This is a genomic window from Eubacterium sp. Marseille-QA0814, assembly GCF_965119675.1.
GTDB lineage: Bacteria > Bacillota > Clostridia > Lachnospirales > Lachnospiraceae > Eubacterium_G.
Genome location: NZ_CBCPMG010000001.1, coordinates 2,595,275 through 2,616,816, shown reverse-complemented (window position 1 = coordinate 2,616,816; position 21,542 = coordinate 2,595,275). Strand labels below are relative to the sequence as shown.

General features: G+C 34.2%; 24 protein-coding genes and 1 pseudogene. 5 read left to right on the top strand and 20 right to left on the bottom strand.

From position 1 onward, the window contains the following. Nucleotides 1-167: 167 nt before the first annotated feature. The gene (locus ACQY63_RS11890; RefSeq protein ID WP_022165238.1) at nucleotides 168-437 is read right to left on the bottom strand and encodes a hypothetical protein; all 270 of its coding nucleotides are present in this window, start codon (nucleotides 435-437) and stop codon (nucleotides 168-170) included. Between the two features lie 51 nt (nucleotides 438-488). Beyond that, nucleotides 489-695 (bottom strand): hypothetical protein, encoded by a 207-nt coding sequence (locus ACQY63_RS11885; RefSeq protein WP_022165239.1) that lies wholly within the window; start codon nucleotides 693-695, stop codon nucleotides 489-491. Nucleotides 696-930: 235 nt separating this feature from the next. Here ACQY63_RS11885 and ACQY63_RS11880 point away from each other — a divergent pair, with 235 nt between their 5' ends. Then, a complete protein-coding gene (locus ACQY63_RS11880; RefSeq protein ID WP_040446367.1) occupies nucleotides 931-2,238 on the top strand; it encodes an IS30 family transposase in 1,308 nt (435 codons plus the stop codon). Nucleotides 2,239-2,847: 609 nt separating this feature from the next. Beyond that, a complete protein-coding gene (locus ACQY63_RS11875) occupies nucleotides 2,848-3,249 on the top strand; it encodes a hypothetical protein (RefSeq protein WP_022165408.1) in 402 nt (133 codons plus the stop codon). Nucleotides 3,250-3,311: 62 nt separating this feature from the next. On the opposite strand, the gene rpsI is transcribed toward ACQY63_RS11875, so the two are convergent. Then, a complete protein-coding gene (rpsI, locus tag ACQY63_RS11870; protein WP_022164638.1) occupies nucleotides 3,312-3,704 on the bottom strand; it encodes a 30S ribosomal protein S9 in 393 nt (130 codons plus the stop codon). Nucleotides 3,705-3,726: 22 nt separating this feature from the next. Then, nucleotides 3,727-4,155 (bottom strand): 50S ribosomal protein L13, encoded by a 429-nt coding sequence (gene rplM, locus ACQY63_RS11865; protein ID WP_022164637.1) that lies wholly within the window; start codon nucleotides 4,153-4,155, stop codon nucleotides 3,727-3,729. Nucleotides 4,156-4,368: 213 nt separating this feature from the next. Between rplM and ACQY63_RS11860 the strand changes: the two genes are divergently transcribed. Next, a complete protein-coding gene (locus ACQY63_RS11860; RefSeq protein WP_428245261.1) occupies nucleotides 4,369-4,680 on the top strand; it encodes a transposase in 312 nt (103 codons plus the stop codon). Further along, nucleotides 4,656-5,342, top strand: a pseudogene (locus ACQY63_RS11855) (IS3 family transposase); the annotation flags it as partial. The gene ACQY63_RS11860 and the pseudogene ACQY63_RS11855, both read left to right, overlap by 25 nt. Nucleotides 5,343-5,409: 67 nt before the next feature. On the opposite strand, the gene truA reads toward ACQY63_RS11855, so the two are convergent. The 5 genes from truA to ACQY63_RS11830 all read right to left on the bottom strand — a co-directional run bounded on the left by truA (nucleotide 5,410) and on the right by ACQY63_RS11830 (nucleotide 10,719). Next, the gene (truA, locus tag ACQY63_RS11850) at nucleotides 5,410-6,150 is read right to left on the bottom strand and encodes a tRNA pseudouridine(38-40) synthase TruA (RefSeq protein WP_022164636.1); all 741 of its coding nucleotides are present in this window, start codon (nucleotides 6,148-6,150) and stop codon (nucleotides 5,410-5,412) included. 229 nt (nucleotides 6,151-6,379) lie between these two features. Then, nucleotides 6,380-7,174: an energy-coupling factor transporter transmembrane component T family protein gene (locus ACQY63_RS11845; protein ID WP_022164635.1), complete on the bottom strand. Its 795-nt coding sequence runs from the start codon at nucleotides 7,172-7,174 to the stop codon at nucleotides 6,380-6,382. Nucleotides 7,175-7,372: 198 nt separating this feature from the next. Further along, nucleotides 7,373-8,221 (bottom strand): energy-coupling factor transporter ATPase, encoded by an 849-nt coding sequence (locus tag ACQY63_RS11840; protein ID WP_412335708.1) that lies wholly within the window; start codon nucleotides 8,219-8,221, stop codon nucleotides 7,373-7,375. A gap of 8 nt (nucleotides 8,222-8,229) precedes the next feature. Further along, nucleotides 8,230-9,069 (bottom strand): energy-coupling factor transporter ATPase, encoded by an 840-nt coding sequence (locus ACQY63_RS11835; RefSeq protein WP_412623132.1) that lies wholly within the window; start codon nucleotides 9,067-9,069, stop codon nucleotides 8,230-8,232. Between the two features lie 207 nt (nucleotides 9,070-9,276). Further along, nucleotides 9,277-10,719, bottom strand: coding sequence for an ISLre2 family transposase (locus tag ACQY63_RS11830; protein ID WP_117998699.1), 1,443 nt, complete (start codon nucleotides 10,717-10,719; stop codon nucleotides 9,277-9,279). Between the two features lie 304 nt (nucleotides 10,720-11,023). Between ACQY63_RS11830 and ACQY63_RS11825 the strand changes: the two genes are divergently transcribed. After that, nucleotides 11,024-12,907, top strand: a complete 1,884-nt coding sequence (locus ACQY63_RS11825) for an LTA synthase family protein (RefSeq protein ID WP_428245260.1) — start codon at nucleotides 11,024-11,026, stop codon at nucleotides 12,905-12,907. Between the two features lie 75 nt (nucleotides 12,908-12,982). On the opposite strand, the gene ACQY63_RS11820 is transcribed toward ACQY63_RS11825, so the two are convergent. The 11 genes from ACQY63_RS11820 to secY all read right to left on the bottom strand — a co-directional run bounded on the left by ACQY63_RS11820 (nucleotide 12,983) and on the right by secY (nucleotide 21,541). After that, nucleotides 12,983-14,461 carry a glycosyltransferase family 2 protein gene (locus tag ACQY63_RS11820; protein WP_022164906.1) on the bottom strand — a complete coding sequence of 493 codons (1,479 nt, stop codon included), beginning with the start codon at nucleotides 14,459-14,461 and terminating at the stop codon, nucleotides 12,983-12,985. 343 nt (nucleotides 14,462-14,804) lie between these two features. Continuing rightward, nucleotides 14,805-15,332: a bL17 family ribosomal protein gene (locus ACQY63_RS11815; RefSeq protein WP_022164907.1), complete on the bottom strand. Its 528-nt coding sequence runs from the start codon at nucleotides 15,330-15,332 to the stop codon at nucleotides 14,805-14,807. Nucleotides 15,333-15,368: 36 nt separating this feature from the next. Further along, nucleotides 15,369-16,328: a DNA-directed RNA polymerase subunit alpha gene (locus ACQY63_RS11810; RefSeq protein WP_022164908.1), complete on the bottom strand. Its 960-nt coding sequence runs from the start codon at nucleotides 16,326-16,328 to the stop codon at nucleotides 15,369-15,371. A 66-nt stretch (nucleotides 16,329-16,394) separates the two neighbouring features. After that, the gene (rpsD, locus tag ACQY63_RS11805; RefSeq protein ID WP_118000555.1) at nucleotides 16,395-16,988 is read right to left on the bottom strand and encodes a 30S ribosomal protein S4; all 594 of its coding nucleotides are present in this window, start codon (nucleotides 16,986-16,988) and stop codon (nucleotides 16,395-16,397) included. Between the two features lie 17 nt (nucleotides 16,989-17,005). Beyond that, nucleotides 17,006-17,401 (bottom strand): 30S ribosomal protein S11, encoded by a 396-nt coding sequence (gene rpsK, locus ACQY63_RS11800; RefSeq protein WP_118000553.1) that lies wholly within the window; start codon nucleotides 17,399-17,401, stop codon nucleotides 17,006-17,008. A 31-nt stretch (nucleotides 17,402-17,432) separates the two neighbouring features. Beyond that, nucleotides 17,433-17,801 carry a 30S ribosomal protein S13 gene (gene rpsM, locus ACQY63_RS11795; RefSeq protein ID WP_118000551.1) on the bottom strand — a complete coding sequence of 123 codons (369 nt, stop codon included), beginning with the start codon at nucleotides 17,799-17,801 and terminating at the stop codon, nucleotides 17,433-17,435. 315 nt (nucleotides 17,802-18,116) lie between these two features. After that, nucleotides 18,117-18,230, bottom strand: coding sequence for a 50S ribosomal protein L36 (gene rpmJ / locus ACQY63_RS11790; protein WP_040446913.1), 114 nt, complete (start codon nucleotides 18,228-18,230; stop codon nucleotides 18,117-18,119). 184 nt (nucleotides 18,231-18,414) lie between these two features. Next, entirely contained in the window at nucleotides 18,415-18,633 is a 219-nt protein-coding gene (gene infA, locus ACQY63_RS11785; RefSeq protein ID WP_022165095.1) for a translation initiation factor IF-1, read from the bottom strand. Between the two features lie 18 nt (nucleotides 18,634-18,651). Next, the gene (gene map / locus ACQY63_RS11780) at nucleotides 18,652-19,401 is read right to left on the bottom strand and encodes a type I methionyl aminopeptidase (RefSeq protein WP_022165094.1); all 750 of its coding nucleotides are present in this window, start codon (nucleotides 19,399-19,401) and stop codon (nucleotides 18,652-18,654) included. 4 nt (nucleotides 19,402-19,405) lie between these two features. After that, a complete protein-coding gene (locus ACQY63_RS11775; RefSeq protein WP_022165093.1) occupies nucleotides 19,406-20,050 on the bottom strand; it encodes an adenylate kinase in 645 nt (214 codons plus the stop codon). Nucleotides 20,051-20,200: 150 nt separating this feature from the next. After that, the gene (gene secY / locus ACQY63_RS11770; protein WP_302690187.1) at nucleotides 20,201-21,541 is read right to left on the bottom strand and encodes a preprotein translocase subunit SecY; all 1,341 of its coding nucleotides are present in this window, start codon (nucleotides 21,539-21,541) and stop codon (nucleotides 20,201-20,203) included. Nucleotide 21,542 lies beyond the last annotated feature (1 nt).

Below are 21,542 nucleotides of genomic sequence, written 5' to 3'. Positions count from 1 at the left end.
AAACTGTTTGTTCCAATCATAATAAAACCTCCTAACTCAATGTAGTTTAGAATGTAAAAGTTAAGATGTGCCGCTAGAAATGTGTGAATTTACATTCTTGCTGGGGAATTTTCCCTGTTTTGTGTAGTTGTTTTTACCTTGTTATTCAATCTAGGACAAAGTTAATTCTAGTCAAAATCATAATCGTCTGCTTCTAACCCGGCTTCTTCCAATGCCTCTGCTCTTTCATCAGAATCCATAAACTCTAACTCATCAGCATCAAGTCCTGCCAGCATGGCATCAGTCTCAAAATCATCATTTGCGTCTTCTTCAAAGTCTCCAGCATCTCCAAATAATGCCTCATGCTCTTCCCTGCTGGAACAAATCATCTCTTGTGCAAACATCATTTCTGTACCATCTATTTCACCATCACCATTTAAATCCATCCAATTTCTCATCACTATACCTCCTCGTTTCTATTATTCTCTTTAAGATATGTTTATTTATTTTTATCTGTTTTTTCTTCTATCCAATGCTCTTATTGTTCCTTCTAACTTTATAGAATCTTCCACTGTCCATTTCTTTCCCGAGCCAATACATGCTCCCATTGCACTTCCGTATATTGCTGCTCTGTTTGTTTTCTTATTTTTGTTAAAAGCATTGCCTGCTCCTAAAGCTGCTCCAACAATTGCATCTTTGTCTCCGAATAATCCCATAAGTACCACCTTTCCGTTCCTTAAGAACTAAATCTTATTTTTTTACTCTGGTTTATTTACTCTCATTCTAGCAAATAGGTTGTCCTATAAATGGGACTTATGGCAGAAAAGTATTGAAATTTAATTGCAATTTAAACTGCTAGTTTTTCCATGCTACTACTTTTGCAAACTAGCAGTTACCTTTGCAAAAGTGTATATTTTAAGTAGTCTTTGTTTGATCAGAAAGGAGGCTTTTATGCCAAAACAATTATCCTTATCTGAACGAATAATTATTGAACGTATGATTAGTAAAGACTACTCTTTTGCCTCTATTGGTAGAAATCTTGAACGTTCAGCTTCTACCATTTCCAGAGAAGTAATTAAATATCGATGCTTTGTTGATAGAATTCCTCTCCCTGGCGAGAATGATTGTACTCACAAAAACTCTTGCCTAAAGAATTCTATCTGCGATGATGTTGGAGTACATGGATGTTATGGATATCGTTGTAAGCGATGTCCTGAAGATCGTATATGCACAAATATTTGCGCTTCTTATGAATCTTCTCAATGTCCTCTTTTAGATAAACCTCCTTATGTCTGCACTAATTGTTCTATGCTTAAACAATGTAAACGTAACAAGGCTTACTATACAGCTCACAGAGCTGATGCTGCTCATCACAAAAGCATTCGCAATGCTCATTCCGGTGTCAGAAAAACTCCATCTGAATTAAGAGCAATTGCTGATATAATTGAACCTCTTATTGCTAAAGGTCAATCTCTAAATCACATTTGTGCTACGCACTTAGATGAATTAGGTATATCAGAGAGAACTCTCTATAATTACATTGACCAGGGTGTTTTTAAGGTTCGTAATATTGACCTTCCTAAAAAGGTTGTTTACAGGCAACGTAGGCCTAAAAAGGTTCTTACCAAGCTTGAATACCAATATAGACAAGGTCGCACCTATGAAGATTTCAAATCCTTCATGGAAGCAAACCCAGATCTACCTGTTGTAGAAATGGATACTGTAAAGGGTGGTCGTAATAAGGGAAAAGTATTTCTTACTATGATTTTTAGAAGGACAAGTTTTATGCTTATCTTTCTAATGAACGATGGAACTCAGGATAGTGTAATTCAGATTTTTGATTCCTTAACTGAGATTCTTGGAGTCTCTCTATTCAAGAGATTATTTCCTGTTATCTTGACCGATAACGGCGTTGAATTCAAAAATCCTCAAGCACTTGAACACACAAGAACAGGGCTTTCCAGAACTCGTGTATTCTTTTGTGATCCTCAAGCTTCGTGGCAAAAACCACAGGTCGAAAACAACCATCGTTTAATACGAAGAATACTTCCTAAGGGTGTTAGTTTTTCACCCCTCACTGTTGCTGACGTAACGTTAATCTGTTGTCATATAAACAGTGTTCTTCGTGAAAATTTAGATAACAAAACACCTTTTGATTTAATGGACTCCAAAGACGGGAAAAAGTTATTGTCTTTGCTACAACTTTCACCTATTCCACCCGATGAAGTTACTTTGAGTCCAAAGCTACTTAAGCGTTAATTAACATTTTAATTGATCAAACAAAGACTCCCATATCTTTTAAAGAAGCGGGGTTGCAGTTATTTTTTCAAAACTAATGTTATGCCGCTTATTAACTATGCACGAAAATATAGCAAAACAATAACTTTTTTATTATTATACACCATTTAAAGCTCAATTTTCACCCCATTTAAGGTTTAAAAAATTTGGTGTCAATATGTTCGTGCAGTTACTTTTTCATTTAAAGTTGAAAATTTATTTTTTTATTATTTTTTCTCTTCCGTACACAAATATAGGAGTATTCTATCACAAATCATATCATATTAATATATAATGTTTATTTTTTCAACGTTTATATGTTTCTATAGATTTATTTATTTTATATATTATAATTAATATATGATTATTTTCATTTAATAAAGTATTAGGAGGTGTATGATTATGAAGTTTATGAAAAAAACAGCAGTTATTACTCTAGCTATTGCACTTGTTATTAGTATGAACACAAGTGTTTTTGCTAAGGCCGGGTGACAAGATTATATTGGTTTCGACGGTAAGCCCGGACATACCTGGTATGAAACTACCAATGGAAAAGTTGTTGGTGTTACCAAATCCAAATGGACTGCCAAGTTGAAATCTATCGGTTGGGGTGGTGTTTGGGGTGCACAAATATATAGAAACGTAAATATTAAGAAAGGGCAAAAATGCAGAATTAAATTTAAAATTAAATCAACTAAGATTAACAAATGGATTGTTGTGAAAATTTGCAATAAAAACAAAATAGCTTATGTTAAATGGATTCATTTAAAGAAAGGCAAATACACAAAAATAAACGAAACTTTTGTTGCCAAAAAGAACGCATCTAAGATTATCTTTGGCATTGGTGGCGAGTTTGGTAATCGTGATGACGAAAAAGATATCTACGACTACCTAAAGAAAAGACCTAGCGACGGCAAAAGTAATGTTGCGGAGAAATCCACTAAAATACTTCTTCGAAAGTATTCGCTTAAACCTGCAACAAAAGTAAAATAAAGAAAAACCCCGAAAGCATAGGCTTTTCGGGGTATTCTTGCATATTTGATTTTTTCCACAAATTATCTCTTTGAAAACTGTGGTGCTCTTCTGGCTGCTTTGAGACCGTATTTCTTTCTTTCTTTCATTCTTGAATCTCTTGTTAAGAATCCAGCCTTCTTTAATGCAGGTCTGTTTTCAGCATCAGCCTGTACTAATGCTCTAGCGATACCATGTCTGATAGCACCAGCCTGTCCTGTGTATCCACCGCCATGAACACTAACTTTGATATCGAACTTGTCTGTTGCACCGATTGTTTCAAGTGGCTGACGAACGATAACCTTTAAAGTTTCAAGACCAAAATATTCATCAATATCTCTTTTATTAATTGTTATATTTCCATTTCCAGGCATTACATATACTCTAGCAACACTGCTTTTTCTTCTACCTGTTCCATAATACTTTTCTGTAGCCATGTTATTTTCTCCTTTCAGTTAACTAAAATGTTAATTCTTCTGGTTTCTGAGCTGCATGTGGATGCTCTGCTCCAGCATAAACAAAAAGTTTCTTAATCATGCTTCTTCCTAAAGGTCCCTTTGGAAGCATTCCCTTAACTGCAAGTTCAATAACGCTTTCAGGTTTCTTAGCAAGTTTTTCTTTAAGAGTAACTTCTTTCATACCACCAACGTATTCTGAATGATGATAGTAAATCTTCTGTTCTAATTTCTTTCCTGTTACCTTAATCTTGTCTGCGTTTGTAATAATTACGTAGTCACCTGTGTCGATATGAGGTGTGAACTGTGGTTTGTTCTTTCCTCTTAAAATCTTAGCAACTTCTGATGACAAACGTCCTAATGTATATCCTGTAGCATCAACTACATACCATTTTCTCTCAATATCTGCTGGACTAGCCATATATGTTTTCATTGGTTTACCTCCTGAAATTTTGCTTATCTAAATTCTTTAATTCATTTCATGTCCGTACCGGGGCTTTGGCTAAGACACAAAAAACTAACGTGCATAACACGTCACAATACTGATGTATTATACAATAACTAAATTTACGTGTCAACACGATTTTTTCAATTTTTATACAATTTTTTTTGTCCCTGAAGTGAAAAGTTTATTTCCATTTTGAGTATGCTTTATCATTGGCGTAAAAAATATCCTGAATATTACGATGTTCCAAATCAAAAACATTGGAGACAAGCTCCAACTGAATTGAAACATAATGTAATTAAACGTTGCCTTATTAAAGGCGAGCCTGTAAAATTAGTGGCAGAAGAAATCGGATACACACCTTCCTTGGTATATAAATGGATTAGGGAGTATCGGGAGAAGGGATGTTTTCAACCCATGAAAAAAACTACTGCCAACATTAATGTAAGTCCAAACCTGCAGAAGATATCAATGAGCTCAAAGCTCAGATGCTCGATATGCAGATGGAAATAGATATTCTTAAAGAAACAATCAATGTATTAAAAAAAGACCCCGGCATCGATCAGACAGCTCTCACAAATCGGGAGAAGGCAGTGATAATCGATGCCTTGAAAAATAAGTATTCACTGCTGAATCTTCTTAAAAAACTTAAACTTGCAAAAAGCAGCTATTATTATCAAGAAAAAACCATTTATGCAGAAGATAAATACTCTGATCTTCGCAAAAGAATCATACAACTGTTTCATGAAAATCGAGATATATTTGGTTATCGAAGAATTCATATGCTGCTTCATCGTGAAGGTATAAAAGTTTCTGAAAAAGTGGTTCGCCGTATTATGAAGCAGGAAAAACTAATTATCAGACGAAAACGCAGACAGAAATATAACTCCTATAAAGGTGAAATAACACCTGCGGTGGAGAATGTTATAGATAGAGATTTCCATGCTACAAAACCGAATCAGAAATGGCTTACTGATATCACAGAGTTTTCTATCAAAGCAGGGAAAGTATATCTTTCTCCGATAATTGACTGCCTCGATGGTATGCCGGTGAGTTGGACTATAGGCACTTCTCCAAACGCAGAACTTGCCAACACTATGTTAAGGAATGCTATTGCTACTCTTAAAACAAACGAAAAACCTATCGTACATTCTGACAGAGGATGCCATTATCGTTAATGTCCGCATGCCCTATCTTGAAGTGGATTTTAGTCTTTCACTTATTTCCAAATATTTCATTCCACTATTCCTCATACTCAATTCCTATTAATGTTAAACCTCTTGCGGGAGCTTTGGGTCCTGCCATGTATCTGTCTTTCGAATCAAGTATTTCTTTTACATGTTCAGGCGGATAGACTGACAATCCTACCTTTAGCATGGTTCCTACTATTATCCTTACCATATTGTAAAGGAATCCATTTCCACTTATTTTTATACTTATAATATCATTTTCTTTTGACACATCCAAAGTGTACACTGTTCTTACTGTGGTTTTTACCTGACTTCCTGCTGAACAAAAGCTTGCAAAATCATGTTCGCCTACAATGTATTCTGCTGCTTTTTTCATTTTATCCACGTCCAATGGTAGATATACAAAATGAGTGTACAATCTGTTTAACGGATCAGGAAATCTTCTATTTAAAATTTTGTATTCGTATGTTTTAGTGCTATTGCAATATCTTGGATGGAAATCCTGTGGCACTTCCTCGGACTTCTGAATTCTTATGTCATCAGGTAGTCTTTGGTTAAGTGCAAAAGAAATTTTCTCTGCCGGTATTTTTGTGTCGGTATCAAAAACTGCCACATTAGCAACCGCATGAACTCCTGAATCAGTTCTACTTGCTCCAATTACCGCAATATCCTCTTTTAAAAGAGAGGATAATTCTCTATTTATAATTTCTTCAACGGTTATTCCGTTTTTTTGAATTTGCCAACCACAATAGTTGGTTCCATCGTAGGAAATAATTAATCTGACTCTCTTCATTTTTCTATCTTTCTATCATTAACTATACAATTCTCATTGAATATACAAATCTTATTTGTCAGCATACTTGCTATTCAACATCAAAGTTCTATATATCGATATACCTGCTATTCAATATAAAAGTTCTATATATCAACTTACTTGTTGTTCAACACTAAAATTCTATATACTAATTTACTTTCTATTTAATGCCCAAACTATATACCCATCTATTTTTAATACTATTTTATTAAATCACATAAGTAACAACGCATAGACTTGCTACAATTAACACGTAACTGCCATACGCCATGTAATCACGCTTAGCGTATTTTAATGGTTTCATCTTTGTTCTATCGCCACTGTGATAACATCTGGCTTCCATTGCTGTTGCCAGGTCAATGGCTCTTCTAATTGACGAAATAAACAAAGGTATAAGAATTGGAATAAGGCTTTTTGCCTTCTGCAGTATGTTTCCTGTGTCAAACTGTGCACCTCTTGCTTTTTGTGCCTTTGTTATTTTTTCTGTTTCTTCCATTAATGTTGGTATGAATCTTAATGCCAGTGACATAATCATTGCAATTTCATGTACCGGAAATCTTATAACTTTTAGAAAACCAAATGATTTTTCCAAGCCGTCAGCTAAGTCATTTGGTGTTGTTGTAAGTGTCATTACCGAAGTACAAATTACCAGATAAACCAGTCTTATTGCTATAAAACCGGCTTTTATCAAGCCTTCTTTTGTTACTGTTAATGCCCATATTGAAAATAATTCTTCTCCCGGTGTCATAAACACGTTCAATACGGCACTAAAAAGTAGAATAAAAAGAATTGCTCTTACTCCTTTTAATAATTTTCCAAAGGGTACTTTTGATGCCTTGATTATCGCTGCCATAAATACCGTAAATAATATATAGCCTGGAACACTATCAAGTAAAAAAAGCATAACGATAAAAACCATTGTGCCAAATAATTTTACTCGTGGGTCTAATTTGTGTATTATTGAATTTTCCGGATAATATTGTCCTATTGTTATATTTGCCATTTCTTCTTCCTAAATTAATTGTAATATCCTTATATTTACTAACCTATAATTTGTAATATGCTTATACTTACTAACTTATAATTTCAAAAATCTAAAACTTATTATCATTTGCTTTAAGATTATTAACATCTTTATCTGACTGGCTATTCGCCTGATACATTCACGTATACTACTTAATCTATCTGGTCATTTATTGCTTTATTTTCCAAGTGCCTTTAAAATATTTTCTTTAGCTTCTTCTACATTAATTATGTTTTCGTCCACATCCAGCCCGTTTTCTTTTAGCTGATGCATAATATAAGTTATCTGTGGAGCTGCCAAACCGATTTTTTCCAGTTCCTTATAATGTTTAAATACTTTTTTCGGTGTATCATCAAACATTACGCTTCCGTTATTCATTACAATGATTCTTTCAGCGTAATTTGCCACGTCTTCCATGCTATGAGAAACGAGAACAACTGCCATGCCTTTTTTCTTATGAAGATTTTCGATGCAGTTAAGAATCTTATCTCGTCCTGCCGGATCAAGACCTGCTGTTGGCTCATCCAAAATCAAAATATCAGGCTCCATTGCCAAAACACCGGCAATAGCCACTCTTCTTTTCTGCCCGCCTGACAGCTCAAATGGCGATTTATCAAAAAGTTCTTCCTTGACACCTACAAGGCTCAAAGCTTCTTTTGCCTTATTGATTGCCTCTTCTGTTGACAAGCCCTGGTTGTTTGGTCCGAAGCATACATCTTTAATTACTGATTCTTCAAACAACTGATGCTCAGGGTACTGAAATACCAGCCCTACTTTGCATCTTAGCTGTCTTAAATCAAAATCTTTGTCATATATATTTTTCCCGTCAAAGTAAACATTACCTTCAGTTGCTTTTTCCAAGCCATTAAAATGCTGTATTAATGTTGATTTGCCAGAACCGGTGTGCCCGATTATCGCAATAAATTCACCTTTTTCAATTTCTAAATTAACATTCTTTATTGCTGCTGTTTCTGAAGTTGTTCCTTTTTCATAAATATAACTTACATTTTCTAATTTTAAAGACATTCTATTTCTCACTTTGCTTTTTTTATTTCATTAACAAGTTCGTCTATGCTTAATATACCTTCATTTATATTTAAACCGCTTGTTCGTAACAAATGACCTAACTCTGTAACCTGTGGCACTTCCAAACCGATTTTTTTGATTTCATCTACTTTACTGAAAATCTCTCTTGGAGTTCCTTCCATAATTAACTTTCCGTCATCCATTACAAAAACTTTATCTGCTCCAATTACTTCGTTCATGTGGTGGGTAATTAAAATAATTGTTATATTCTTTTCCTTATTCAATGCATGAAGTGTTTCAATAACTTCTTTTCTGCCTACAGGGTCGAGCATGGCTGTGGGTTCATCTAAGACTATACACTGTGGTTCCATGGCAATTATTCCGGCAATTGCTACTCTCTGCTTCTGACCTCCTGAAAGTTTAAGAGGTGACTTGTGTCTGTACTTCGTCATACCTACAGCCCCCAACGCCTTCTCTACTCTTTTCCAAATTTCGGCTGTTGGGACTTTCAGGTTTTCAGGGCCAAATGCCACATCCTCTTCAACCATTGTTGCAACAATCTGATTGTCAGGATTCTGAAACACCATTCCCGCGTTCTGTCTTATGTCCCAAAGAAGTTTTTGATCCTTTGTGTCCATACCATCTAAAAATACTGTTCCCTCAGTTGGAGCAAGTAGTGCATTAATATGTTTTGCCAAAGATGATTTTCCTGAGCCGTTATGACCTAATACTGCAATAAACTGTCCTTTTTCCACATCTAAAGACACATTATCAACAGCTCTCAATGTGGTTCCCTCTTCTTCGTCAACGAAGTCATGTGTTAAGTTTTTTATCTTTAACATTTCCATAAAAGTCATCTGTTCCTTTCATATATAAGTAATGCTTTTTGATGGTCCGAACCTATTTTATTCTATTTATACATATTTTGCAACTTGGATAATTTAAAAGTTTGTGTCAAGTAATCGTTGGCAACTTTCCTTTTCTCTTTTTCTATACGATTATTATCTACTTTTTTGTATGCCAAATAAACCCTGTCGGGTTTCTCTTTATGTTTTTTAACAGAATACTTTCTTAAATATTTTTCTTGATTCAGTCTGCACTGCATCCCTTATCGGTACATTTCCATTCATTAAGTCAATGTATCTGTTTCCCTTTCCGTCTTTTTTCGGAGCCTTTGCTGCACTTATGGTTTCTATTATTTCCTGCATCTGCATCGTGAATACCAGTCCGTCTGTATATCTGTCTATAGTTTCTATCAATTCCCTGTTTTCCCTTCGATACAATGCCTTTGCCAGGTTATTTGCTCCTGATTTTGACCATCTCATTCTACGATGTTTCATTCTTAATGTTATTACCGTACAGTTCTGGTTTTCCTGAACTCCCAACCCCTTATATACCATTCCTTTTGGTGGGGCAGATATTTCTATTCCCCTTTTGTCATAAGGTAACAGTCCTTCTTTGTTATTGGCAAGATATTTATATAACTTCATTGCTTTATTACTTCGGTTGTCTTTTTCATCCGGACTTTCAACACTTGTTGCGTATATCTGGATGTATTTAAGCATTTCTTCCATTTTCTCTTCCTCAAACAGTTGCCTTATGTCTGTCTGTGCCTTCTTATCCGTTATTTTTCTCAGTATTTCCTGATATATGTGATAACGGTCAAGCTGAAAAATTACATCAGGATCGTATTCGTCTTTTATCCAACTCCCTCCATCTCCGTTAAGTATTCGCTGTCCGATTTCATCAGCATTGTATTTCTTTCTGATGCATGCCTCACGTTTTTGGTGAAACTCACTGCTTTCTTCCATTCCCGCAAGCATGTGTTTTCCCACAAGAGTGCTTCGTTTCTGTTTTTCCTTTTCCTCATCCCAACCTTCATACATCGTGAAAACTTTCATTTCCTGCTTCTTTGTCTTTTTATGCTTTTTGTCCTGCATGTTCAGCCACACACCGTCCATTTCCTCAAACAGCACTGGTATCTCCCTTTTCCCTTCCGACTGATCCGCATTCATCTGTTTTACCGCATGTTTTTCTTCCTCACTTATTTTTTCTCCAAGACGCTGTATCACGTTCCACACACCTGCGGCACTTATGCTCTGACCGCACGTACTGCTTATTGTTTCCGCAGTTACACGATATGGTGTCTCCGTTACCGCCATTACAATCTTTTCCGCAAGATTTTTGGAAATCATACCTATCTTATCCATCTGCATTGCCTCATCCAACAGATATACATATGCCTTTTCTCCATCCGGTGTGATTGTTCCGTATATTCTCCGACTGTATTCAACAGTACCGTAAACTGTCTTTATGTTGGTTTTTCTTTTTCCCTTATCCCTGTAAGATTTTCTTTCTCTTTGTTTTGCAAGCTCGTCATCATATGTTTCCAGAATCATCTTTGTAATTTCACAACCAAGTTCACATACATGTTTAAACACTTTTTTCTCTAACTCCTTGAAAGAAATCTCTTTTTCAGCTAAACTATTAAACATCATACAGTCTCCTTTACGTATTTTTCTGAGCAGTTAATATCATAAAGAAAAACTGTATGATTGGGAAGTGGTTTTTTCTACTTCCCATTTTTTTATTTATTTTTTGCCAACTAAAATTTTACACTAACAATTTAAAACTAATTTATTTATACTACTTTTTTTCTTTTTAACACTATTTCTTTTTCTTCTCCACAATGGTTAAAAAAAATTTTATATTTTACAACTTCAATACCTTAAAAACATTTCACTTTTTTTCTTATTTGTGCTATCTTAATATTTGTTCTATTTCACATTTGGGAGGATTATTATGAACGCGAAAATCAAAGATTTATTTTTGAAAATAAGAAGATACATATCTGTTCACAGATATACCTTATATTTAATTATTCCATTTCTTTTAATGGACATTTTTACAAGGGCGTTTGGTTATGCCATAGGGTATTTTCCAACCTTTTATCCTGCACCTAATATTTTTACTTTGGTTTGGATTTTCCTATTTATTGGAATCATAACCTGTCTTAAAGGAAAAGGTTGCAGCATTGCTTACTGGGTGCTTTTTATTTTGGCATACGCATTGTTTTTAACTAACACCGTTTACTACTCATTAACAGGTTTTTACTTTAGTTTCAATCTGATGCTTATGGCAAGTGAAGGTAGCTCTTATATTGTTGATACAATTATTCACGCAAATCCTATAATTTATGCTGTGGCAGTTATTATTCTTATAATAGCAATAATTGTTTTCAGAAAGTTTTCTCCAAAGAGAGATTTCAGACCTAAAAGACTGCTTGTTATTTTTGTTATTTTTATTGTTTTGCATTTGGCCGCACCTTTAGGTTTAGGTTTTGCTAACAGCCATTTAAAATGGAGCAGTTTTAAAAATCCTAGAAATGTTTACAACAGCTACAGTGACAGCAATAAAAGTATGAGAGTTTCAGGTTTGTACGAATATTCTTTTAGGAACTTTTATATTACTTTCGTTAAGCCTAAAGAAAAAATTAATTCTAAGGACAAAGCGTTTTTGGACAGCATTTACAACGCAAAAGATACAAAAACAAGTGATGAATATACAGGTATGTTCAAAGGAAAAAATATTATTTTCCTACAGTTAGAGGGTATGGACACATGGCTTTTGACTAAAAAGACAACGCCTAACTTATATAATTTGAAGAAAAATTCTATTGATTTTAAAAAGCATTATTCAATATACACCGGCGGTGGGTCAACTTTTAACTCTGAATTTGCAGTTAATACAGGGTTCACGACTCCTGCTTCCTATACAGAAAATGTTTATACTTTAAATACCAACACAAACAACCACACAATGGCTAAGCTGTTTAAAAATGAAGGCTATACTGTAAATGCTTTTCATATGAACACTTCAGGTTTTTACTCAAGAGGTATTAATTACAAGAGTTGGGGCTATGACAACTATTTTGGTTTAAAAGATATTGGTCACTACAGCGACTTGGATTACGAACTTGACCGACAGCTTATTTTAAATAAAACTTTTTACAATGAGATGTTTAAGCAAAAGGGGAAATTTGTTGATTATATTATTTCCTATACTCCTCATACTCCTTTTACAACAAGTAAGGAAGTTGGTAAGCTTGTTGCCGAAAACAAGTACGGCAAGGGGAATGTTCCTGATTTAAGCGAGGAAGAATCGGCTAAACTTATGGTTGGCGAAACTGATTATATGGTTGGTCTTCTTATTCAGGCACTTAAGGATAACGGTTTGTACGATAACACAGTTATAGTTGCCTACGCAGACCATTACCTTTACACAATTAACGACAAAACTGTTTTGGACAAATATAAAGATACACAGGGCAACTTAATTAACAACACTCCATTCTTTATTTGGAGCAGCGACATTAAATCCCAGTCAGTTAATAAAGTTACAATGCAGATGAACATCCTGCCTACTGTCCTTAATTTGTTTGGAATTGACTATAATAGCAATTATTATTTGGGAACTAATGCATTGTCACCTAAATACAAAGGACTTGCTTATTTCAGCGATTATTCCTGGTACGACGGTAATGTGTATGTGGAAAACGGCGAAGTTGTTAACGGAAAGAAAATTTCCAAAAAGAAACTTGAAGAAACAAGCGACAAGGTAAACAAATTATTTAGAAAAAATGACTTAACACTGAAATATGATTACTTCAAAACACTTGGAAAATAATTTCCTATAAGAATATATAATAAAAAACAGTTGCGACATTTACGTATCAAGTACGTGCCTGTCGCAACTATTTTTTTATGCACCTTCTTCAATATCCTCAATTGTAACTTTACTGTTATGAGGTATCGGCTTCCATTCAACTTTCTTAAACAAGGCTACATACTGAGTATATCGTTGGATAATATCAAATGTAGGCCATGTGAAACAATAAAGAATTTTACGCCATATACTGAATTTTGGTATTCTCTTGTATTCTATTATAAAAATGTACACTGCAATCCAAATATTAATGAAATATTTGCATATTCTATAGAAAATTCTTGCCCATATAACAAGTAACAGGCTTAGTCCATAGGATTTCCAACCTGGAGCCAATGTAATGTTTATATTTCCAAAAATGTGTTTACACAAAGTTGCTATATAACTGTCCCCATTGAAAACCCAGAAAGTTGCTCCTATTTTCCATACAATAAATGGATAAAGAATAAGTTTGGTCAATATCCATTTTGCTATGTATACAATGTTTTTTGGCACTAACTGTGCAAATGTATCAAAGGACATGAATCTATGTCTTATTGTTCTCCATAAATAGTCATACCAGGCATCATCTTCTTTATGCTCTGTATGCTTATCAACAAAGATGTTTTTAAACAATCCCCAGCCACTTTCTGCAAACGCCTGTAGATGCCCCTTGGACCATCTTAAACGCTGACGAAGTGCCACTTTCAAGCTTGTTGGCTGTTCATCATAGAATATCGCGTCGTTATTATATGATATTTCATAGCCCTCAACTACACAATCTGCAGTTAAAGATCTATCTTCTGTTAAAGATGTATATTTCCAACCATCTTTTACTATTTCATTTGAAAACAAAAATCCTGTTCCCTGAATATTTGTTGCCAAATGTAAAAATGAACGTGCCCTATGTCTCCATCTGATTGAACGTAACCAATGAATTGCATAAGTTGAAGCTATCCAGCTTTCTGTCCAGTTTTTTGTACTTCTATATGAAGTAATGATTTTTTCTCCTGCATCGAAAGAATCATTCATTCTGGAAATATAATCTTTTTTCAGAAGGTTATCTGAGTCAAAAATAAAATATCCTTCAAAAGATTGTATGCCATAATCCTTTTCAATCTGCTCAAATCCATATTTTAACGCAAAACCTTTTGTTCTCTCATCAGGATTAAAATGTTCGTAGCAAATTGCACCATTTTCTCTTGCTACCTTTGCAGTATTGTCTGTACAATTATCGGCTATAACAAATATTGTAACCAGCTCGCTGGGATAATCCTGCTTCTTAATACTGTTAATCAGGTTCTTAATTACAGGCTCTTCATTTCTAGCCGGTATTACAACTGCATACTTGTGATTTTTCTTAGCCGGCTGGAACTTTCTTGTTACCAACAGACTTATTATCATATAAGGTTTCTCATGTATAACTAAAATACTCATAAAAATAGTTATTATCCCACATATAGCCAATGTTGGTGAGTAAATGCTACACATAAAATTTGCTATTTTGTTTATTACTATTATTGTATTTATTTCCATGTATTTTCCTTTCTTAAGTGCAAACTTATTATATTATACTAACAAGTCTAACAAAATACTAGAGGAAAATTATTCTCTCCTTATTTGCTATTGATTTATATATATTGAAATATATTATTTTATTTTCCTAATTTTATAATAAAAAATAAATCTCGTTCTACCTTTTATAACTTAGTAAATGTATTTTTAATTTTGGTGTGTCTTTGTAATTTTGCAGACAATAAATTTTAGTTTTATTGTCTTAATTCAATTAAATTACAAACCAAAAAGAGAAGTATAGGCGCATACAGCACTTATACTTCTCTTTTTATAATATTAAATCGCTTCGCTCAAAGCTTCGCAACTAGATTAATTCAAGTAATACTTCCATAGCTGCATCACCTTTACGCTGGCCAATCTTTACGATTCTTGTGTAACCACCGTTACGATCTGCATACTTAGGAGCAATTTCGTCAAATAACTTATTTGTTAAGTCTACCTTCTTAGCATCTTTCTTCTTTCCAGTTTCATTATTTGTTACTGTGTAAAGAACTTTATTCATCTGACGTCTTGCATGAAGTCTTGAAGGCTGATCTTTCTTAATAGTTTTCTTTACTTCATCGAAAACTGTTACTTTCTTGCCATCAACAACTTCTTTGACTCTCTTACCATCTTTATCTAAACGAGCAACCTTTGCTGTTACTTCAACTTCATCAAAGTTATCTTTTTCCTTAACTGCTAATGCAATAAGACCTTCTGCAACTTTTCTGATTTCCTTAGCTCTTGTTTCAGTAGTAACAATCTTGCCGTTATTTAAAAGACTAGTAACCTGACCTCTAATTAAAGCTTTTCTCTGACTTGAAGTTCTTCCAAGTTTTCTATAACCTGCCATTTTCTTACCTCCATAATGCTAACAAACTCTAGTTTATTAGTTTTCGTCGCTTGGTTTCAATCCAAGGCCGAGTTCTTTTAACTTAGCAAGTACTTCTTCTAATGACTTACGACCAAGGTTTCTAACCTTCATCATATCATCTGAAGTCTTATTTACTAATTCCTCAACTGTATTGATACCTGCTCTCTTCAAACAATTGTATGAACGAACTGATAACTCTAATTCATCAATGTTCATTTCTAACACTTTATCAATTTCATCATCAACTGGTTCAGCGATAACTTCAATGTCCTTTGTAGTTTCTGAAAGGTCAATGAATAATTTTAAGTGTTCACAAAGAACTTTTGATGCTAAACTTACAGCTTCATCAGTATCTAATGTACCATTTGTATATACATCTAATGTAAGCTTGTCAAAATCAGTAACCTGACCTACACGAGTATTTTCAACAGCCATATTAACTCTTTCTACTGGTGTGTAGATTGAATCTACAGCAATAACTCCGATAGGTAAGTTATCGTTTTTATTCTTATCTGAACTTACATAACCTCTTCCCTTAGTAATGATTAACTCCATACTAAGTTTGCTATCAGCACCACCGTTAAGTGTTGCAATAACCAAATCAGGGTTTAAAATTTCAATATCAGAATCTACCTGGATATCAGCAGCTGTAACTACCTGGTCGCCAGTAACATCAATATGAGCAATTTTAGGTTCATCTGTTGCACTGGTATTCTTAATTTCTAACTGCTTTATGTTTAAAACTATTTCTGTAACATCTTCCTTAACTCCTGGAATTGTACTAAATTCATGAAGAACTCCGTCAATCTTAATCTGACTTACAGCAGATCCAGGTAAAGATGAAAGCATAATTCTTCTTAAAGCATTTCCAAGTGTTGTACCGTAACCTCTTTCAAGTGGTTCTACTACAAACTTACCGTATCTTCCATCATCTGATTTTTCTACTAAAATATTTGGTTTCTCAAAATCGAACACTAATAGCCCCTCCTTTTTTGGGAATTGCTTAAACTTATTGGGAACAATAATATAAATAAATATATATTATTTAGAATATAATTCGACAATAAGCATTTCATCTACAGGTACATCAATTTCTTCTCTCTTAGGAAGTTCTTTGATTTCACCCTTAAGATTATCCTGGTCTACTTCAACCCATGCTGGGACTGTTCTTCCACCAGTAACTTCGATAATGTCCTTGTATCTCTGTGAACCTTTGCAGTCCTCTTTGATTTCAATTACATCACCAGCCTTGATAAGGTATGAAGGAATGTTTACCTGCTTACCGTTTACCAAAACATGTTTATGATCTACAATCTGTCTAGCTTCTTTTCTTGTTCTAGCAAATCCCATACGGAATACTACGTTATCAAGACGAGTTTCTAACATAATCATAAGATTTTCACCTGTCTGTCCAGGCTGTCTCTGTGCCTTCTTGTAGTAATTTCTAAAAGGCTTTTCTAGTACGCCGTAAATGAATTTAGCTTTCTGCTTTTCTCTTAACTGAAGACCATATTCACTCATCTTTCTACTAGATCTGTTTAAATTTCTATTTGATTTCTTGTCTATTCCTAAATAAATTGGATCTAAACCAAGTGATCTACATCTTTTAAGAACAGGAACTCTATTTACTGCCATTTCTATTCCCTCCTAAATTAGACTCTTCTACGTTTTGGTGGGCGACATCCATTATGAGGAACTGGAGTTACGTCCTTAATTGATGTAACTTCAAGACCACATGTAGCAAGGGCACGAATAGCTGCCTCTCTACCTGATCCTGGACCCTTAACCATAACATCTACTGATTTTAAACCATGAACTAAAGCTGCTTTTGTTGCAGTTTCTGCTGCCATCTGAGCTGCATAAGGAGTAGATTTCTTTGAACCTCTAAATCCTAGACCGCCAGCACTTGCCCATGATAAAGCATTTCCTTCAGCATCTGTCAATGTGACAATTGTATTATTAAATGATGCCTGGATATGTGCCTGTCCGTGTTCAACGTTTTTCTTAACACGCTTCTTTGTCACTTTCTTTGTAACTTTCTTAGCCATTTCTAAACTAACCTCCCTTATGGGTTTCTAACTATTTTTTCTTGTTTGCTACAGTTCTCTTAGGACCTTTTCTTGTTCTGGCATTATTTTTTGTATTCTGGCCACGAACAGGAAGTCCACGTCTATGACGGATACCTCTATAGCATCCAATTTCCTGTAATCTCTTAATGTTTAAAGCGATTTCTCTTCTTAAATCACCTTCTACTGTCTGACTTGCATCGATAACTTCACTAATCTTCTTAACTTCTTCGTCAGTTAAATCCTTACATCTTGTGTCAGGATTTACACCAGCTTCAGCTAAAATCTTTTTAGAACTTGAAATACCGATACCATAAATATAAGTCAAGCCAATCTCAACTCTCTTTTCTCTTGGTAAATCAACACCTGAAATACGAGCCATGTGTATAACCTCCATTAGTTAATTTGTATGAATCATTAAATAACGTAGCCCGTGTGTAACACGTCTGAAATGTGTACGCATCCAAAAATTCACAGTTTAAAGTTTCTTCGTATTAGTAGTTCAGCAAATTTTCTACTAATCTCCGGGAATAATACCCTCATATTATAATAGTAATTCTCTATCACACTAGATACTATGTAACACTAGAATTACTGCAGCCGCATGCTAAAATGTAGTTATAATACATATAATAACTACAAACACACAAACAAGTGAACAATAAAAATCATTCACTTTATATCAAAAACTTATAAATTAGCCCTGACGCTGTTTGTGCTTTGGATTTTCGCAAATTACTCTTACGATTCCTTTTCTTTTAATGACTTTGCATTTTTCGCAAATTGGTTTAACTGATGATCTAACTTTCACAGTAAAATCCTCCTTCCACAAAAAAGTCCAAGTATGATAATATCATAGTTTTCAAAATATTACAAGAACTTTTTTGAAATTTTATTAATTTATTTTAATTAATAGTTACCTAAGTTAATTTCCAAATAAAAGAGCAAACTCTTGTGGGAGCACAAGTTTGCTCTTTTATTGAGAAATGCGTTGCTTATTTATCACGCCAGATGATTCTTCCTTTTGAAAGATCGTATGGTGACATTTCAATTGTTACTGTATCACCCGGTAAAATCTTAATATAGTTCATTCTTAATTTACCACTAATGTGAGCTAAAACAATATGTCCATTTTCTAATTCTACCTTAAACATTGCGTTTGGTAATTTTTCAACAACTTTTCCTTCAATTTCAATTACGTCTGCCTTTGACATTTTTGTTCCTCCTAAATTTTAGAGTGATAAGATTTCCGGTTCACCCTTTGTAATAAGAATTGTGTTTTCATAATGTGCTGATAATGAACCATCATCTGTTACAACTGTCCAGTCATCATCAGTCCATGCAACATCAGGTCTTCCCATGTTAATCATTGGTTCAATAGCAAGTGTCATGCCTGCCTGAAGCTTCATGCCACGTCTCTTCTGTCTGAAGTTTGGTATCTGTGGATCTTCATGCATTTCTGTACCAATTCCATGACCTACTAATTCTCTTACAACACCGTATCCAAATTTTTCTGCATAATCACCGATTGCTGCAGATATATCATATAGATGGTTTCCTTCTTTTGCAAATTTTATACCTTCAAAGAAACTCTGCTTTGTTACATCAATTAACTGCTGTGCTTCTTTGCTGATTTCTCCGATAGCAATTGTTCTTGCGGCATCTGACTGATAGCCTTTCCAAATAACACCTGTATCTAAACTTACAATATCGCCATCTCTGACAATTTTATCTTTGTTTGGAAGACCATGTACAACTTCATCATTAATTGAAATGCACACACTTCCCGGATATCCTTCGTAACCTAAGAATGAAGGAATACAATCATAACTTCTAATAATTTCTTCACATATCTTATCTATTTCATAAGATGACATGCCTGCCTTTACTTCCTGTGCAAGCTGTTCGTGAACTTTAGCAAGAATCTTTCCTGCCTCTCTCATTAAATTAATTTCTCTTTCTGATTTAATTGTTACTGGCATTTTCTTATGCTCCTAATATCTTTACTATTTCATTAAATACATCTTTCATATCAATTGTTCCATCAACACTCTTTAAGATGCCCTGTTCATTATAGTAATCAATAAGTGGCTGAGTCTGATTATGATAAACTTCCAAACGGCTTAATACTGTTTCAGGCTTATCATCATCTCTTACAATAAGTTCTTCTCCGCACTTATCGCATTTTCCTTCAACCTTTGTTGGGCTGTAAACAATATGATATGTAGCTCCACAGTTTACACATGCACGTCTTCCGCCCATTCTTCTAACGATGTTCTCGTCCGGAACATCAATATCGATTGCAAAATCAACTTTTTCTCCATTTGCCTTCAAAGCTTCATCTAAAGCTTCTGCCTGTGGAATAGTTCTTGGAAAACCGTCTAAAACATATCCGTTTTTGCAATCGTCTTCTTTAAATCTATCCATAATCAAGTCTAATGTTAATTCATCAGGAACTAACTGTCCCTTATCAATAAAAGACTTTGCTTTTTTTCCTAATTCTGTACCATTTTTGATGTTTGCTCTAAAAATATCTCCTGTTGAAATATGAGGAATACTATATTTTTCAGCAATCATCTTTGCCTGTGTTCCTTTTCCGGCACCAGGTGCTCCAAGCATTACAATTTTCATATTTGCCTCCTTCTACATTAATAAACGTTATAAATATTCTCATAACTTCTATTAAAGCATAAATAAACATGGATTTGCAATAGTTACTATTAAAAATTTCAAATTATAGTACATTTAGGGGGCAGTGCAACACCGTCCCCTAAACTTATGTTAAAATATTCCTTTAATTGTGCTGTAATTCTTTTCTGTTACCATTGACTTAATTGTTTCAAGTGTTTCTAAAATAACACCAACAATGATGATAATAGATGTTCCACCGAATCCAACCTGTGCTCCAAAAATACCTGAAGCTAAAATTGGGATAGCGGCTACAATAATAAGACCAATAGCACCAATTAAAATAATGTAATTCAAAATATTTGTTAAATATTCTACTGTTGGCTTACCACTTCTGATACCAGGTATAAATCCACCTCTGTCGTTTAAGTTCTTAGCAACTTCACGAGGGTTGAATGTTATTGAAGTATAGAAGTAAGCAAAGAATATTACTAATAATAAGTATACTACAAAACCAATTGAATATTTAAGATTTGAAGGATTACACCAGTGTGACTGGCTTAAGTAATGTGACCATTCAGGTGACTTACCAAAGAATGATGCAATTACTACAGGGAACTGTAATAATGATGAAGCGAAGATAATTGGAATAACACCAGCTGTATTAACCTTAAGAGGTATATTTGACTGCTGTCCACCTACCTGTCTTCTACCCTGTACCTTCTGAGACATTTGTACTGCAATCTTTCTGATTGCACCCTGAAGAATTACTACCAATACGATGATACCAACTATAACGCCCAAAATAACGCATGCTGATAATAATCTACCACCGATTGACATTCCTTCTTTAAATACAAAGTTCTTGAATAAGTTAGCAATATCACTAGGCATACCTGAAATGATGTTAATTGTAAGAACGATAGAAATACCATTTCCTACACCCTTTTCAGTAATCTGCTCACCAATCCACATTAATACTGCAGAACCGGCTGTCATTGCTAAAATACCTGTTACAATTACACCCCATTTTCTAATGTCGTGCATTGCTGAGTATTTAACAGCATCTGTATCGAAAATTCCCTGATTTCCGAAACCGATAACCATTGCTGTAGATTCGATTAATGCTAATGCTACTGTTAAATAACGTGTAACTTCAGCGATTTTCTTTCTACCTTCTTCTCCATCTTTTTGAAGTTCATCAAGTTTTGGTATAGCAATTGTTAACAATTGCATAATGATTGATGCTGTGATGTATGGTGTGATGTTAAGAGCAAAAATTGACATCTTTTCCATCGAACCACCTGTAATAGCTGAGAAGAAACTAAAGTTCTCATTTGCAAAGTGTCTCATAACCTGAGCGATTGCGTCCCCATTCACAAATGGAATAGGGATCTGACAACCAAGTCTCACAACTATTAACATAAAAAATGTGTATAATAATCTTTTTCTGATTTCTTTAACTTTTAATGCTTTCTTGAAGGTTTCTAACATA

Coding starts and splice junctions, on each gene's coding strand:
- ACQY63_RS11890 (WP_022165238.1), bottom strand. CDS start 437: ATGAGAAATTGGATGGATTTAAATGGTGATGGTGAAATAGATGGTACA.
- ACQY63_RS11885 (WP_022165239.1), bottom strand. CDS start 695: ATGGGATTATTCGGAGACAAAGATGCAATTGTTGGAGCAGCTTTAGGA.
- ACQY63_RS11880 (WP_040446367.1), top strand. CDS start 931: ATGCCAAAACAATTATCCTTATCTGAACGAATAATTATTGAACGTATG.
- rpsI (WP_022164638.1), bottom strand. CDS start 3,704: ATGGCTACAGAAAAGTATTATGGAACAGGTAGAAGAAAAAGCAGTGTT.
- rplM (WP_022164637.1), bottom strand. CDS start 4,155: ATGAAAACATATATGGCTAGTCCAGCAGATATTGAGAGAAAATGGTAT.
- ACQY63_RS11860 (WP_428245261.1), top strand. CDS start 4,369: ATGCTTTATCATTGGCGTAAAAAATATCCTGAATATTACGATGTTCCA.
- truA (WP_022164636.1), bottom strand. CDS start 6,150: ATGAAGAGAGTCAGATTAATTATTTCCTACGATGGAACCAACTATTGT.
- ACQY63_RS11845 (WP_022164635.1), bottom strand. CDS start 7,174: ATGGCAAATATAACAATAGGACAATATTATCCGGAAAATTCAATAATA.
- ACQY63_RS11840 (WP_412335708.1), bottom strand. CDS start 8,221: ATGTCTTTAAAATTAGAAAATGTAAGTTATATTTATGAAAAAGGAACA.
- ACQY63_RS11835 (WP_412623132.1), bottom strand. CDS start 9,069: ATGGAAATGTTAAAGATAAAAAACTTAACACATGACTTCGTTGACGAA.
- ACQY63_RS11830 (WP_117998699.1), bottom strand. CDS start 10,719: ATGATGTTTAATAGTTTAGCTGAAAAAGAGATTTCTTTCAAGGAGTTA.
- ACQY63_RS11825 (WP_428245260.1), top strand. CDS start 11,024: ATGAACGCGAAAATCAAAGATTTATTTTTGAAAATAAGAAGATACATA.
- ACQY63_RS11820 (WP_022164906.1), bottom strand. CDS start 14,461: ATGGAAATAAATACAATAATAGTAATAAACAAAATAGCAAATTTTATG.
- ACQY63_RS11815 (WP_022164907.1), bottom strand. CDS start 15,332: ATGGCAGGTTATAGAAAACTTGGAAGAACTTCAAGTCAGAGAAAAGCT.
- rpsD (WP_118000555.1), bottom strand. CDS start 16,988: ATGGCAGTAAATAGAGTTCCTGTTCTTAAAAGATGTAGATCACTTGGT.
- rpsK (WP_118000553.1), bottom strand. CDS start 17,401: ATGGCTAAGAAAGTTACAAAGAAAGTGACAAAGAAGCGTGTTAAGAAA.
- rpsM (WP_118000551.1), bottom strand. CDS start 17,801: ATGGCTCGTATTTCAGGTGTTGATTTACCAAGAGAAAAGAGAGTTGAG.
- infA (WP_022165095.1), bottom strand. CDS start 18,633: ATGTCAAAGGCAGACGTAATTGAAATTGAAGGAAAAGTTGTTGAAAAA.
- map (WP_022165094.1), bottom strand. CDS start 19,401: ATGCCAGTAACAATTAAATCAGAAAGAGAAATTAATTTAATGAGAGAG.
- ACQY63_RS11775 (WP_022165093.1), bottom strand. CDS start 20,050: ATGAAAATTGTAATGCTTGGAGCACCTGGTGCCGGAAAAGGAACACAG.
- secY (WP_302690187.1), bottom strand. CDS start 21,541: ATGTTAGAAACCTTCAAGAAAGCATTAAAAGTTAAAGAAATCAGAAAA.